The following is a 15,294-nucleotide window of genomic DNA, read 5'->3' on the forward strand; positions in this document are numbered from 1 at the left end:
TGCCATTCCCAATACCTGCTGCTTCTACAATCGACAAAGGGGGAAATCCATTTTTGAAGTTTTGGATTTGAACTTCTACTTTGTCGGGGTTCATCCCTTGAAGGCTGACCTGTTCCTTTACTGATACCGCAATCATATTATTTTCCTTTAACATTAAAAATTTAGGTTAGTGGTTGTGTAGATAATTTTATAGCCTCCGAAATCTTAAATAAGATAGTAGATTCATCTTGATTTTCAAGCGTTCCAAATGAAAAACAGTCTTGAAAAACCGTTTAGTACAATGTTAATTGTTGATTGTCAATTGTTATTGTTCAACTAGGTCATTTCCAAAGGGTTTTGCGCTCGGTTTGGAAAACCTACTCTTCGGCGAAAAGCTTACTTGTTAATCTTATTAATTAAAGATAAGTAGTAAAGGCATTTTGTCCAAATAGTAATTCGTTTAAAAGGAGGGCTTATGGAGAGCTGGTGTGCTTTTTACCAGTTTTACATGGTGATTTTAGAATGATCAAATGAATTTTAAGAGAGGCAAATTAGGCTTTGGTCTGTCAAAGGAGGTGAAAATTTGTTTTATTCAAGAAAGTGTTGTGCTTAGGGGGATGGCCATTTTTTTTAACCGCCGCAGAAAAATAATGTAATCTTAATACTGGAATGGCGCTTTACCCATGATAGGAGTAGGGACTATAATCTAAAGTCGGGCTACATACATCAATGTTGTCGGTAGGGAAGATGATCAGCGGAGTTTTTGCTTTAGGATTGTAAAGTTAAATTTTGAACCGTTGCCCGGATTGGATTCTACCCAGATCTCTCCTTTAAGCTGATTGACTATTTTTTTTATAATTGCCAGCCCAATGCCTGTACTGTCTTCTCTATGGGACTGGAAGTTTTCATAAAGATTGAATATTTCAACTTTATTTTCATTGTTGATACCTGGCCCATTGTCACTGACGGAAACAACATAATGGCGTTCTTTTTCCTCGCATTCAATAAAAATTTCGCAAAGGGCTTTGTCATTGTATTTTACGGCGTTACTGATAAGATTGCCCATAAGCTGAAGAAGTGCAGATTCATTATAAATAATGGTAGGCATATGTTCATTGAAATGAATCTTTATCCTGTTGTCAAAGGCATATTCCTTTGCCAGGTTTGCGCTGACTTCGGATAAGTTTAAATGATCAAGCTTGGCCCAGTCCAAGTGTGTTTTGGAGTAGGCTAAGATCTCATTTACCATCTTCCGAGTCCTTTCATTGATTTGTTTAAGTATTTCCAGGTATTTTTTAAGTTCGGGGTTTTCATAGTATTGTATTTCATCTTCAATCAATGAAATCAATCCACTGGATGAATTGAGCGGTGATTTAATTTCATGGGCTACGGTCAATGTGAATTTTTCGAGGTTATCATTGATCTCTTTCAGCAATGACTTCTGGACCAAATTGGTTTCCAGCTCTTCACTTAGCATGTTCAGCCCATAAGCAATTAGATTGATAGGTTCATCGGAAACTTCAATTCGCAATCGGTTCGAAAAATCCTTTTTGGCCATTGAATTGATCATTTCAACGATTTTGCCCAATGTCTCAATTTCTTGATTTTGATCCTTCATCTTTGTTGTTGTTTTAGCCATGAAAGAGCTTCCTCCTTTTCGGTAAAGACCTCCAGAGGGAACAAGGGTTTATTGAGTCCCAGAAAGAAATTACCGATTAGCTCGGATAGGGAAGAGCCTACCAAAAGTGCACAGGCACTTTGGACTTCAAAACATTTTTTGCTTCCAAAGTAATCCCTACTTTCTTTGCTAGCTCCCTTTGCTTGTGAAATGTCCACCAATACCGGAACCCTTCTGCCCCCTGCCAGCATTTTCACGGCCTCAACATTTTCAATGGCGTCCTCCAAATGTAAATAGGAGTCTTTTAAAGCAATGCAGAGTACAATTCCTGAATCATCCAAGCTGATTTTTTCGGTTCTGGTAACAATCTCTTTGAGGTAAAAACCATTGCTGTCTTGCTTCATGCTGTTCCCATTACTGACCTAGCAAAATAATGAATATTGAAAATACAAAATACTGGGATAACAAATATAAAAAAATGCGTCAGGTAAAAGAAAAAGGTATGACTTATTTGTTTAGTTAAAATAAGGTGGCCACTGCCGAACTTTACCATGGTCCGATTGATCCTTCAAAAGCGTTACAAGCGGGATGTCGAATAAAAAAAAGTCCGCATGTAGACACGGACTTTAACCAAAAGTTGTGATCGGAAAAACGTAATTTATTTCAAACAATTAGAAGAGACTCTTAAGGTGATTAAGAAACCGCTAATACTGTTTAAATGTTGTTTTCCATATATAGTTTTAGTGTGCTGCTTTTTACTGAATAATTGTTCTTTTTTTTATGAGTATTAAGTTAGTAAATTATATGATGCGATGTTTAGGCGGAATTAAAAAACAAGGGCGGTAACCGATCTTTTGTAAATAACAGGCTTGAAATACTGTATAAGTAGCTGAAAAATGTAAATGTAATTTTTGTATTTATTGTGATGGTCCTGAACTTTCTGGGGAGGTTCCTCCAATACCATGAATGAAGGTCAGTCGATTTTCATTTCCTTCATAAAAACACTGGTGAAAGTGCCGTTGGGATTATATTTTTTCATCAGCTTTCTCCATTTCTTGAGTCCGGGGTAGATTTTATGAAGATCGTATTTTTCCTCTCTCAAAAAATAGTTGTATTTACCCCAATGGGGGATGCCCCCTTTATCCAACATCAGCCGTAGGCATGCTTCTATGATTTCCAATTCACCCTTACTGGCCAGCACCATGGGGGTGTCAACGTACGCCACATCCCTTTTGTATTCAACGGACAAGAGCGCATTGGAACGTCTCACGTAGCGGACGCCTATGGGGGAGTTGTGATATAAGCCATTCTCACTTAATTTTTGGGCATTTTCGATTAGCTCGTCCACCATTTCAATATAGTTCTTTTCTTTCATGTCAAAGGCCACCTCACAGTCATAGGCTCTTTCTTTGATGTATTCAGCTCCTTGATAGAGGACCTTGTAGGCTGTGTTGAGGTAGCCCATGTCTTTTTGGTTGATCAGGGCTGTTTCGATCAATCTGGCCATTCTGTGCGGATGCCGGAAGGACCATTTTTTGATGGAAGAATAACCGATCACACCGAGGATTTTTAGATTTCCCAAGAGGTGTCCTATCAGGTTTCTAAATTTATACCCCAGTTGTTTGGATAGGGGCTTTGAATAAGCGATTTCATAGGTGCTGATCAAGCAAGTATGGTCTCCGGAAAATTTGCCTTTGGGGATTTTGTAAGGGTTGACCACAAATTTTACAGCCCTGAAATGGTTTAAAAAGTCTTTTTGGGCCAATTTCGATTTCGCTTCCGACCAGGGAAGCAGTTCGTTTTTTTCCAAGAGCCAGTACTCGTGTTCTACCCTTAGGATGTAGGCATAGATGATCCCAAAAGCTCCCAAGCTTACCGACATGGCATCAAAGGTTTTGGTGTCCCTCAGGATCTTGAAATCACCGTTCATGGAGAGGTGTTTTTTGGAAATGCCTTTGGAGGGTTCGACCTGCAGTTTTTGGCCCCCATGAGTAATGATCTGAATAGCCCTGATCATGCCATGGATCGCCGGCAGATGGACTCCTGTGCCGTGTGTTCCCGTGGAAATGGCCCCCGATATGGTTTGATGGTCTATGCCCCCCATGTTGGTAATGGAGTAGCCCATCTCGGTCAGCGTTTTGTTCAGCTTCTTGATGGTTGTTCCTGCTTCCACCCATACCAAAGGAGCCTCTTGGTATTTTTCTTTTAGTATCTCAGGCACCACCTTACGGATTCGGTTGAGCTTTTGGGGAAGTATGAGGAAGTTTTCATCCGAGATGATGGAAACATTGGAGAAGGAATGTCCGGATCCTACAGCCCTTACCGTTTTATTTTCTCTTTCAGCTCTAAGAATGATTTCCACTATTTCGTGGTGGTCTTTAGGGGTAAAACTGTGCTGTGTTTTCATCTGGTGTTTTTTGATGGTGTTTTGCCAGATGCCATTCCTAAAATTCCTGTCAAACTTAAACATGATTGATATATTTTGGGGAAGTACTATGGAGGGAGACTTACGTTGAAAAACTACAACTGAACCGGTTGGCTACAGTACCTAACTTACATTGCGCAAAAAACACAGCCCTGGAATCAAGGCTAATATGATTCAATATAACCAATAAAATCAAGCTGTCATAGGAAGTGCCCTTAGCATCATCGAAAGAACAAAAGGGAAGTATTCCCAGCAGGTGGGCTTAATCATTCAACAGCTTTTGCAGATTTTCTTCTACGTCTTCTATTTTTCCCATAAAAGCTACCTTCCCTTCTTGATCGAGTAAAACAACGGTAGGGTAGACATAGATATCAAAATCATCCATGACTTTTTGTGTGCCTTGAAGGACAGGAAAAGTGTAACCCTTGTTTTTTATCGATGCGAAAGATTGTCCTGGATTGTCACTGGCCATGGGACGGTTTACGGCAAAGATTTTCACAGAGGGGTTTTCTCCATACTTTTCATAAATGTCTTGGAGTTTGGGGAATTTTTTCCAGCAAGGTCCACAACTGATGAACCAAAAGTCAAGAAGGACAATATTGCCTTTTACATCTTCATTGGTGATAATATTACCCGCCTCATCGCTGACCTCAAACGGAATGGTTTTTTGATTTTCAACAGCTCCCGAAACATTGCCAAATTCAACCCAATGGACCCAGGTTGAATATAAATTAAGATTGAGCGAAAAAGGAATGATAAACAAGAGAAAAGTATAAAGGTATCGTTTCTTAAACGAATCTGAACTATAAATCGAAGCGGCTAGGATTCCCAACAAATAGCAAATGGTCGAAGGGAACACTTTGGTGGAGAACCGAAGGCTAGGGGAATTTAAAAACGTAAACAAAAGTACCCCAAATAAGGAGAGAAAGACAATTCCTTTTGAAGAAAGGAAAGGAGAAAATTTTTTGTTGTAAAAGACGATAGTAATGAAAAGCAAGACAAAGCCGAGCAGTGCTCCAAAGCCCCAGAGGCTATGGTCTTTGGATATTTCCAATGTGAAAGAACTGATAAAGTAGGCAGTAAAGAAAACCAACAGTCCAAATAATGGGCTTAGCAATACTTTTTTCATTGTAGTCAACTAGGTGATTAATCTATAAACAATAACTACGGTTTCTTTTAAAAGGTTACATTTTATGCAAAGCATTATTCGGCCATCGTCCTGGCCTGTTTGGCCACCAGGGCAATCTGCCCCAAGTGATAGATATCGTGCTGGATAATGCCTTCAATCAAGTATTGGTTGGTGTATTCCCTTCCAGCGGCTTTTTGATCGAGCAATTCATCAGAAAAACGGTCCAACAAACCGATCAATCTTTCTTGGGTTCGGCTCAGTTCGCTGAGCAAGCCGTGCCATTGATCAATCGATGTCAGTTGAAGGTCGGGCCAATCATCTTGCGAGTTGAGATGGATCTTATAGGTAGAATTCCCGTTGAGTACCTCTATTGCCAAAAACCTCCAGTTGACCAAGTGTTTTACCAGCTTGGCGATGGTGTTTGTGCCCTGTATAGGGGTGGAGTTGATTATGGTAAAGGGAATGTGCCGAAGTTTTTTCATGACCGCATCCCCATACCAAGGATCGCCATCAAATACACTGTTCAGCAGGTTTTTAAGATGTTGGGTGCGCTGTTTCATGATGCGTATGGGGTTTAAAGTAAGAAGATCGACAGGTCCTTAAGTTAATCTTTTCCTTTCAATTGCTGATCAGTTTAAAGCGGATTTTGTCCCCTTGTTTTTTTTGGGCAATAAGGTTCATTGCTTCTTGGCTGAGCTGAAGTACACGGGGATACCCTCCAGTAACCTGGGCATCCCGCATCAGGATCAATAATTTGCCTCCCGGGGTAAGCTGTACGGTGCCGGGATAGACAGGAGAGGTAAGGATTTCTTCCAGTTGGTTTTCTATGGTTTCTTCCAGCTGTATTCCCATGCGGTTCATTTGGGCAGAAAGGCGAAATTCTTTTTCAAATAGTGATAGAAATGTGTCCTCGGACAGCTGTTCTGATTCCGGTCCAGCATAAACCTCAAGGGTCCCGCTTTCTATTAAAGATTCATCCCAAGCAACTTTAGCATACGTTTTATGCATCTGATCAGTTTGTGAGATAAAAGGGAGCTGGTCACCGGTGTTTAACTGATCTTCATCCGTAATGCCCTTGTAGAAGCTTCTACTTGAAAGTACTTTTTTTACTTGGAAGCCTCCTTTAATTCCCAGGTACATCCTGCAGCCTTTTTGGATGGGACCGATTTTTAGGCGGTCACCTGACCGGACCGACAGCACCTCGTTCATGGAGACTTGTATCTCGTTTAGGGTGATGGACGCTTTGGCACCGCAAAGGACAATTTCGGAATTTCCATGGAACAGGTATTCTCCTCCGATAAGTGTCATCTCAAGACAGGCATCTTCCGGTTGGTTTCTCAAAAGATGGTTGGCCAGATCCAAAGAATGTTGATCCATGGCTCCCGCCGTAGGGATGCCCCAATGTCCAAATCCGAACCGGCCTTTATCTTGGATGTTACTGTAAAAACTTGCCTTGATAACTTCTAAATAGGTTTCAGAGTGTTTCATACGCCAGTTTATAATTGTTGGAATTCACCTTCTTAAGGATGGTTTCAAATTCGGTTTTGTTGATGGCTTTAAACCGGATTTCATCTCCGGGCTGGGCAGTTATGGGCGGGGTTTGTTTCAGCTCAAAAAGAGGAACAGGGGTGTTTCCAATGATGTTCCAGCCTCCAGGACTATCCATAGGGTAAATACCCGTCTGCTTGCCTCCAATGGCCACCGAACCGGCATGAATAATGGGGTCCGGTTTAGCTTTTCTAGGGGCATAAATCTTGTCCGAAAGCCCTCCTAGATACATAAATCCCGGCATAAAGCCATAAAAATACAATAAATAGGAGGGGGATTGATGCAGGGAAATAATGTCCTCAACTGACTGATGGGTTATTTCGGATACCCTTTCTAAGTCCTTGCCATTATACAGAACAGGGATCGTCCAGCGCTTTCTTTTAACTTCAGGTAGTTCTTCGTTTTCCTGATACAGCAAATCCAGTTCTTTAATGGTTTCTTCCAGTGAATAAGGGGCCTTAAAGTGGAGGCTTAAGCAGTGGTAGCCAATATTGACATCCCAAAGCTGCTTTTGCCATAGGGAGAGAATGCTGTTCTTTAATGCCATCATGTCCAAGAGTATGGACCTGCTGATTTCAGCCGGCCAATAAATCTCCAGGATGGAGGGGGAAATGTATTTGTATTTTATTGAAAAACGCATCACATTGACTTAACTGATAGATTGAATGAAACGATGGATAGAGGCCGAGAGTTTTAATGCACTAGGGTTGTCTCCATGAACGCAGATGGTGTCGACTTTAATCGGAAGCAGGTTTTTCGATATGGTTTTTACCTGGCCTTTTAAAATCATGCTTTCAAGATGGGCGAGGACTTCATCCTTATCATGTAAAACAGCATTGGCTTCCTTTCTGCTGACCAATGTCAGGTCATCATTGTAATTTCTGTCTGCAAATATTTCAAACCATAGGGGGATGCCTTCTTTTTCCGCAACCTGGGCGATGATGGATTGGTCCGGAACATACAGTAGGGTGTCGGGAAAGTGGTTTTTCAGGATCTTTACGATCAGTTTGGCGATCTTGGGATTCACCGCTGCTTCGTTGTACAAAGCTCCATGAGGCTTGATATGGTGCATTGTTCCGCCTTGCTCCAAAATCCATTTTTGCAATTCCTTGATTTGGGATAGGAGCTCTTTTTCAAGACTTTCAAGGGGGATGTCCATAGTTTTACGGCCAAAATTAATCGGGTCAGGATAGGAGGGGTGGGCCCCTGTTTTTACCTTATGCTGTAAGGCCAGTTTTATGGTTTCCTGCATGCTTTCCGCATTTCCGGCATGCCCACCACAGGCGATGTTACAACTGCTGATAAACGGCATAATGGATGCGTCAGCACCTGTCCCTTCTCCTAAATCGCTATTGATATCCACTCTCATAAGTTCCAGTTATTGATGACATTCACTATGCTTTTGATCCCCAGTACCCAGGTGATCACCCAAATCGAAAAGCATAAAATATTCCAGCCGATCGTGTTGACAAACTGTCCCATCAGCTTTTTTTTGTTGATCAACCATAGGATAAAGGTACTTAAAACGGGCAATAATATGCCATTGGCCATTTGGGCAATGGTGATCAATTCCACAGGCTTTATTCCCATGGAGGAGAAAATCAAGCCCAAAAGCAATATCAGGCTGAATGTCCAGCGCATAGGTTTTGAACTGAGCCTGTCGTTCCATCCAAAGCATCCACAAATCACCAATGCACCGGCCAAAGGGGCCGTAATGGAGGAAGTGATGCCTGCTGCGAAAAGGCCCAACCCTAAAAAATAAGGAGCGATGCTTCCCAAGAGCGGTTCCAGGCTTTTGGATAGATCAATAGCTGTGCTTACCTCTTTGGCACTTCCTAAGGTGCCGGTCACCAAAATCGCCATGGAGACCAAACCTCCCAACAACACAGAGGTGATAATGTCGACCCTGACGTAGTTAATCTCATCCACAGAGTGCCATTTTTTTGCCACCAAAGCGGTATGAAGAAAGAGATTATACGGCACCACCGTGGTTCCTACCAAGGCGACAATGGTGGTGATGTTGGCTTGGTCAATGGAAGGGATAAATCCGGCCATAAGTTTGGATACATCTGGACGACTCATCAGGGCAGTGCTGAGAAAGACCAAACTCATTATGATGACTATGGCCACCATAAATTGTTCTACTTTTTTGTAGCTGCCGCTCATCAGAAGTGCCCAGGCTAATAGCCCTGTCAGAAACGTGAAAGGGTTAAATTTCCCATCGAACAATAGGAAGTTATCACTGTTTCCAAAGGCTTCCAGGCCCATGACCGCCCCGCCAATATTGCCCGCTTCGTAGGCCGCATTTCCGATAGCAATGGCCACTATGACCAAACCGATGGAAAGGACTTTGGCCAGTGGCTGTTGGATTTCTTGCCGGATGATCTCAGCAAGCCCCTTTTGATTGACCAGACCTATTCGGGCGCCCATTTCCTGCAAAACTATAGTAGCAAGGGTAGAAAGTAACAGCGCCCATAGCAAGTCGTAACCAAAATTCACTCCTGCCAAAGTACAAACGGTAACCGTTCCGGGACCTATAAAGGCCGCTGCGATCAAGGGGCCGGGACCAAGGTACTTGTTCAATCTTTTTTTCAATGAGGTCTACTTTGAAAATTAAAAGTTTAAATATGGCCAAGATTCTATTTCTAAACAAAAACGCCACAAAAGATCGTGCTTATTGAAAATAAGATGGGCGCGGAATTACGCGACACATATTGTCGCGTTTTGCGCTGATGCTATTAGGGAAATCAAAGGGATAGCTGTAATTTGCTGCTTAAATGGTCAGCGAAAATGGAATCGATTATAGTAGGTCTTTTAGTATTCAATTTGGTTTTGGTTCTTTGGAGCCTGATAAGCATTTCCCGGAAAAATTCGGAGGTAAAAGCCTTTAAAAGTGAATTTGAGCAAATGCGGCAGGAGTTTGGCAGACAAATGACTGAAAACCGTCAGGAAATCAACCAGACGCTACAGCAGCAGTTTAAAATGGTATTTGACACCCTCCGTGAGAATTCCAAGGACCAAAATGACTCCTTAAGGGAATTTGGAAAGTTATTTAGGGAAAATGTCCGGGATTTCAATGAATTGCAAAGGGAGAAGTTCGGGGAACTGGAGAGAAGACAGGAGCGGATGCTGCTTTCGACAGAAGAAAGACTGGAAAAGATGCGAGAAACCGTGGATGAAAAACTGCAAAAAACCTTGGAAACAAGGATCGGCCAGTCTTTTGAAGTGGTTTCTAAACAGCTTCAGGCCGTGCAGAAAGGACTGGGAGAGATGCAAAACCTGGCCACAGGGGTGGGGGATCTCAAAAGAGTCCTGACCAATGTGAAAAGCCGGGGAGTGCTAGGGGAGTACCAGCTTCAGAGTATTTTGGAAAATATTCTGGCTCCTGATCAGTACGAAAGCAATGCCGCCATGAAAAGAGGAAGTTCGGAAAGGGTGGAGTTTGCAGTGAAGTTACCGGGTAACAATTCTGATGAACCGGTGTTTTTGCCCATTGATGCTAAATTCCCTCAAGAAGCCTATCACCGACTTTTGGAGGCTTACGACATTGGGGACAAGGCAATAATAGAAAGTTGCAAAGCAGAACTTTACAGGGCTGTCAAGAAGTCCGCGCAGGATATTGGCCAGAAATACATTCATCCTCCGTATACCACTGATTTTGCGGTGATGTTTCTTCCTATGGAAAGCCTTTATGCAGAGGTGATCCGAGACGGGGCATTATCCCAGCAGCTCCAAAGGGAGTACAAAGTAGTGGTCACCGGGCCTACCACCCTGGCAGCCATGCTGAACAGTTTACAAATGGGATTCAAAACCTTGGCCATCCAAAAGCGGAGCAGTGAAGTGTGGAAGGTCCTGGGGGCAGTGAAGACAGAATTCGGCAAGTTTGGCAATTTGATAGAAAAAGCCCAGAAAAAACTGAGCGAAGCCAATAACGAACTGGATACACTGGTAGGTACACGGACGAGAGTGATACAGCGGAAGCTGCGGGATGTAGAAGAGTTGCCCGAATCAGAACACAAAAAGCTTCTTGACTGATATTAATGGTATGACAACTATAATTTGCGTTTCTAGGTGAAGTAAGGCAACTTTCGACCGTTTCTGTCGTTTTTTTAGTAAAATGGAGGTGAAAATGAAAATGAAATTTGGAATAGGAGTTTTGCTGTCCATGTTCTTGCTGGCAGCTTGCAGTCCTGTAAAAGTTTACCTGGAAAAGGAAGAAGTCAAAGCGGAAAGGTCGTATAAAACCTTCGCCATTATCAACCAATATGAGGGAAAAGACGCTTGGAACTCCCCTGTGCTGAACAGCAATCTGATTGAAGACCTTACCAAAGGAATGGAGGAGAGGGGCTATAAGGTAGACAATGAACGTCCAGACCTGATTTTGAGGTACAATACACTGCTCAGTGATGGAGAAAAAGAAGTCCGGGACAATTCCTTCAATGGCTTTTATCCCTACGGAATGTACAATCCCTGGATGTACCGATATCCTTTCGGAATGCGTTCCCCTTATTGGCCAAGCCAAACAGAAATTGAAAAGTATAAACTTGGCGAGGTGGTGATTGATTTTATTGACCCTCGGGCAGATGAGGTGATATTGCGTATCAGTGCTGTAGGAGAGGTCAATAATGTCAAGCAGAAATATAAAAATATTGGAGTTTCTGTCAGTAAAATTTTGAATGAGTTTTCGAAAAATATGGCAGTAGAGGGCTAAGCATTAAGTTGTTTAGTTTAGAGGTCAGCAGCGATGAATACTGATCAAATTGTCCTCCAGGAACTTTAAAGGTAATTGGATTTAAAACCACTTGGCTTCAGTTGAGTGGTTTTGTTTTGATCAATGTCAACAAAATCAGAATGAATTATAACAATAGGAGGTTTCAGGCAATAAGCAACAGTGGAAATGGGGAAGTAAGTACAGCCACTGTATTCTTATATCAGCAAGATGGGGAAATCGTATCGGGCAGCTATTCCGGTGGGGAGATTGTCACGGGGCACCTGATCGGAAAGGTGGATGCCAAAGGGTGCATCGATATGCGCTATCACCATATCAATGCAAAGGGAGAGTTGATGACAGGAAAGTGTTTTTCTATTCCCGAGGTAATGGAAAGCGGAAAGATCAGGCTCCTGGAGAAATGGGAATGGACCTCTGGAGATTGTTCAAAAGGGGAGTCTGTCATTGAGGAAATCTGAAATTATTCGCTGTTTTTTGTTTATTCAGCCCTTACTTTTTATGAATACGGGGGATAAACAGGGGGCTTATTGGCTTGGCGGGTTAAAAAACTGATCTACAATTTTGCCATTGCAGCCCTAAACACTGTATCTTTACGCCCATGGTCATGAACATAGTAATTGCTGGGGCCGGAGATATGGGCTTCCATCTTGCCGAGTCTTTGAGCTATGAAAATAAAGACATCACTTTAATAGATACCGATAAGGATATTTTAGAGCATGTTGCCAGCCGATTGGATGTGTTAACGGTTTTGGGAGATTCCGCTTCCATTGAGGTATTGCAGAACGCCAATGTTAAGGAAGCGCATATGGTGATGGCGGTGACAACCTCTGAAAAGACCAATATTGTGACGGCCATGTTGGCCAAGCAATTGGGGGCAAAAAGAGTGATTGCTAGGGTTAGGAACCACGATTACTTATTGGACGAAAATATCACCTATTTTCATAACCTGGGTATTGATAATATCATTTCTCCCACCATGCTCTGCAGCGGAGAGATACACCGGATGATCCAAAACTCCACCTTTTCGGATATTTTTGATTTTGAGGAAGGGAAACTGAATGTGGTGGGCATTGTCCTCAACCAATATTCTTCGCTGGTCAATAAGAAGCTTTCCGACACCATGGCCATGCCCAATCTGACAGATATACGGATAATAGCCATCGTAAGGGATCAGATGACCATTATTCCAAGGGGCAATACGGTACTGAGGAATAACGACCACGTCTATTTTATTTCCCATAAAAAAGCCAACGAGTCCATTGTACAGTTAATGGATCAAAGGGAAATTGACATCAAAAATGTGATGATCATTGGCGGGGATGATTTGGCCTTTACTTCTGCCCTGAAGCTGGAGCATGAGTACAGGGTTACCCTTATTCACAAGGACAAAGAGCGTTGCAAGTGGCTTTCAGAGCGATTGGATACTACCTTGGTGATTCATGGGGATTATAAAAACATTGAATTGCTGATAGAAGAGGGGCTGGAGGAAATGCAGGCATTTTTGGCATTGACGGAGAGTTCCGAAACCAATATCATCACCAGTCTGAGTGCCAAGAACCATGGGGTGTATAAGACCATTGCGCACGTGGATACGCGAGAATATATTCATATTTCCCACAGTATCGGGGTGGATTCCCTGATCAATAAAAAGCTGGTGGCAGCCAATCAGATCGCCCGTTACCTTAGAAAAGGTAAAGTGGAGGCCATTTCGGGGATCTATGGGGTGGATGCAGAATTTATCCAGTACGTGATTTCAAAAAATAACAGATTGACCAAAAAACAGCTCAGAGAACTGCACTTTCCTGATACGGCAATTGTTGCAGGGGTCATCAGGGGAGAACAAGTTTTTATACCGGACGGGGATTTTCAGCTTCAGATGCACGACAAGGCCATAGTTTTAGCACTCCCTTCCGCCAAATCCAGTTTGGAGAAATTATTCAACTAGTGTATGATCCATTATAAGGCTATTGCAAAAGTTATGGGTGGCTTGTTGATGCTGTTGGGGCTTTTGATGCTTCCCGGCATTGGCTTCAGCTATTACTATCATAGCGGAGATCAGGTTCCTTTGATTTATTCGGCTTTTGTTTCAATGGCAATGGGGGCCCTGCTTTTCTTTTCTTTTTCGAAACAGGATCAGAATATTCGAAAGCGGGAAGGCTACCTGATTGTAGGCTTAAGTTGGGTTTTTATGTCCATATTTGGGATGCTCCCCTATTTGGTAAGTGGAACGATACCGAGTTTGCCCGATGCGATTTTTGAAACCGTCTCTGGACTAACCACCACAGGGGCCTCCGTTCTGAACGATATTGAAGCATTGCCAAAAGGAATTTTGTTTTGGCGCAGCATGACCCAATGGGTGGGCGGTCTCGGAATTATTGTATTGACCGTAGCCATATTTCCTCTTTTGGGCATTGGGGGTATTGAACTTTTTGTAGCAGAGTCTCCAGGGCCCACATCAGATAAGTTGCATCCTAGGATCAGAGAGACTGCTAAGAGATTGTGGTACGTTTATGTAGGGCTGACGATCTTGTGTACAGTGCTTTACTATATCGGGGGGATGTCCTTTTATGATGCGGTCAACCATGCGCTCACAACACTGGCTACCGGAGGGTTTTCCACCAAAAATGCCAGTATGGCTTTTTATGAGATACCGTTTATTCAATATGTTGCCATCATTTTCATGTTTCTGGCCGGTACCAACTTTACCGTGATTTATTTTGGGCTGATGGGGAAATTTGATCGGGTGTGGAAGAGTGATGAGTTCAAGGCCTATGTGGTGGTAGTGGTGATAATCATTGTGGGAATGGCCATTCCAGTGTATTTGTTTTCGAGTCTTGGTGTGGAAAAGTCCTTTCGGGATGCTGCTTTTCAGGTGGTTTCCTTATTGACCACTACCGGCTTTGTGACAGCTGATTATACCAGTTATGGACATGGTATGACCATCCTTTTCTTCTTGTTGCTATTTGTCGGAGGCTGTGCTGGCTCTACAGCAGGAGGGATCAAGTTTATCCGGCACCTGACCTTTTTTAAAAACACCTTGCTGGAGTTTAAGAGAATTGTACACCCCAGGGCAGTAGTGCCCCTCAAAATCAACGGAGACCGGGTAACGGGGAAAATCATCACCCATATCATGATTTTTTTATTGATATACCTGATGGTCTTTGTAATTGGAAGTGTGGTGCTGTCGATAGTTGGTTACGATATGTTGACCAGTTTCGGAGCAGTGGCCACTTGTATAGGGAATGTGGGGCCTGCCATCGGCAATGTGGGGCCTCTGAATAATTTTGCCTTCTTTGATCCATTTACCAAGTGTTTTCTTTCGGTGATCATGCTTTTGGGAAGGCTGGAATTGTTTACTATTTTGGTAGTGTTTACGCCTTACTTCTGGAGGACCAATTAAATAAGCGTTGGGGATGCTTTCAATTTTGGCCTTCGGAGTTATCTGTACGGGCTAAATTATGGAAGGAACTTACTAAAGTGGTTTTTATGAAGCTTGGTTATCAAATAATATCTGTTTTTTCAAGTAAGCAATTGGGGTATACCGGAAACCCTTCAGCGGTGCTCCTTTTGAAGGAGCCGCTTTCAAATCAAACCATGCAGGCAATTGCTCGCAAATTAGATCAACCTGCCAGTACTTTTTTATACAAGAGGGAGGGGGAAGATGGTTATGATATCAAGTGGTTTGCGCCGGATGCCGAAATCGGTCTGTGCGGCCATGGCACAGCAGCTGCTACCGCATATTTGGCGATGAGAGCGCCCGATACAGCTGAATTCCTCTTTCATTATACAGGAGGAGAGCTGGAAGGAGTGGTAAAAGATAATGAAATGGTTTCCATTAGCACCGAGGCCATACCCGTAGTGAAGGA

15 protein-coding genes are annotated in these 15,294 nt (G+C 42.8%); 6 read left to right on the forward strand and 9 right to left on the reverse strand.

The window, feature by feature from the left end:
• Positions 1-730: 730 nt before the first annotated feature.
• From ACYVAA_RS19685 to ACYVAA_RS19725, 9 genes are all read right to left on the reverse strand, one after another.
• Positions 731-1,597 (reverse strand): sensor histidine kinase, encoded by an 867-nt coding sequence (locus ACYVAA_RS19685; RefSeq protein ID WP_460545070.1) that lies wholly within the window; start codon positions 1,595-1,597, stop codon positions 731-733.
• Entirely contained in the window at positions 1,594-2,001 is a 408-nt protein-coding gene (locus ACYVAA_RS19690) for a SpoIIAA family protein (protein WP_460545072.1), read from the reverse strand. Before ACYVAA_RS19690 ends, ACYVAA_RS19685 begins: the two co-directional genes overlap by 4 nt.
• 569 nt (positions 2,002-2,570) lie before the next feature.
• On the reverse strand, positions 2,571-4,067 hold the full coding sequence (locus ACYVAA_RS19695) for an FAD-binding oxidoreductase (protein ID WP_460545074.1): 1,497 nt from the start codon (positions 4,065-4,067) through the stop codon (positions 2,571-2,573).
• Positions 4,068-4,284: 217 nt separating this feature from the next.
• Positions 4,285-5,151, reverse strand: coding sequence for a TlpA family protein disulfide reductase (locus tag ACYVAA_RS19700; protein WP_460545076.1), 867 nt, complete (start codon positions 5,149-5,151; stop codon positions 4,285-4,287).
• A 74-nt stretch (positions 5,152-5,225) separates the two neighbouring features.
• Entirely contained in the window at positions 5,226-5,711 is a 486-nt protein-coding gene (locus ACYVAA_RS19705; protein WP_460545078.1) for a DinB family protein, read from the reverse strand.
• A gap of 58 nt (positions 5,712-5,769) precedes the next feature.
• Entirely contained in the window at positions 5,770-6,639 is an 870-nt protein-coding gene (locus tag ACYVAA_RS19710; RefSeq protein WP_460545080.1) for a 5-oxoprolinase subunit C family protein, read from the reverse strand.
• Entirely contained in the window at positions 6,626-7,339 is a 714-nt protein-coding gene (gene pxpB, locus ACYVAA_RS19715; RefSeq protein WP_460545082.1) for a 5-oxoprolinase subunit B family protein, read from the reverse strand. Before pxpB ends, ACYVAA_RS19710 begins: the two co-directional genes overlap by 14 nt.
• A gap of 9 nt (positions 7,340-7,348) precedes the next feature.
• Complete coding sequence (pxpA, locus tag ACYVAA_RS19720) at positions 7,349-8,068, reverse strand: 5-oxoprolinase subunit PxpA (protein ID WP_460545084.1); 720 nt, start codon at positions 8,066-8,068, stop codon at positions 7,349-7,351.
• Positions 8,065-9,294, reverse strand: a complete 1,230-nt coding sequence (locus ACYVAA_RS19725; protein WP_460545086.1) for an NRAMP family divalent metal transporter — start codon at positions 9,292-9,294, stop codon at positions 8,065-8,067. Before ACYVAA_RS19725 ends, pxpA begins: the two co-directional genes overlap by 4 nt.
• A gap of 195 nt (positions 9,295-9,489) precedes the next feature.
• On the opposite strand from ACYVAA_RS19725, the gene ACYVAA_RS19730 reads away from it, so the two are divergent.
• The 6 genes from ACYVAA_RS19730 to ACYVAA_RS19755 all read left to right on the forward strand — a co-directional run.
• Positions 9,490-10,734: a DNA recombination protein RmuC gene (locus ACYVAA_RS19730; protein ID WP_460545088.1), complete on the forward strand. Its 1,245-nt coding sequence runs from the start codon at positions 9,490-9,492 to the stop codon at positions 10,732-10,734.
• Between the two features lie 94 nt (positions 10,735-10,828).
• Complete coding sequence (locus tag ACYVAA_RS19735; RefSeq protein ID WP_460545090.1) at positions 10,829-11,410, forward strand: DUF4136 domain-containing protein; 582 nt, start codon at positions 10,829-10,831, stop codon at positions 11,408-11,410.
• A 140-nt stretch (positions 11,411-11,550) separates the two neighbouring features.
• Positions 11,551-11,886 (forward strand): n-acetylglutamate synthase, encoded by a 336-nt coding sequence (locus ACYVAA_RS19740; RefSeq protein ID WP_460545092.1) that lies wholly within the window; start codon positions 11,551-11,553, stop codon positions 11,884-11,886.
• 140 nt (positions 11,887-12,026) lie between these two features.
• Complete coding sequence (trkA, locus tag ACYVAA_RS19745; RefSeq protein ID WP_460545094.1) at positions 12,027-13,373, forward strand: Trk system potassium transport protein TrkA; 1,347 nt, start codon at positions 12,027-12,029, stop codon at positions 13,371-13,373.
• A gap of 3 nt (positions 13,374-13,376) precedes the next feature.
• Positions 13,377-14,828, forward strand: a complete 1,452-nt coding sequence (locus tag ACYVAA_RS19750) for a TrkH family potassium uptake protein (RefSeq protein ID WP_460545096.1) — start codon at positions 13,377-13,379, stop codon at positions 14,826-14,828.
• Between the two features lie 86 nt (positions 14,829-14,914).
• Positions 14,915-15,294 (forward strand): PhzF family phenazine biosynthesis protein (locus ACYVAA_RS19755; RefSeq protein WP_460545098.1); only part of this gene is annotated, 380 nt, incomplete at its 3' end.

The organism is Echinicola sediminis (assembly GCF_054777495.1).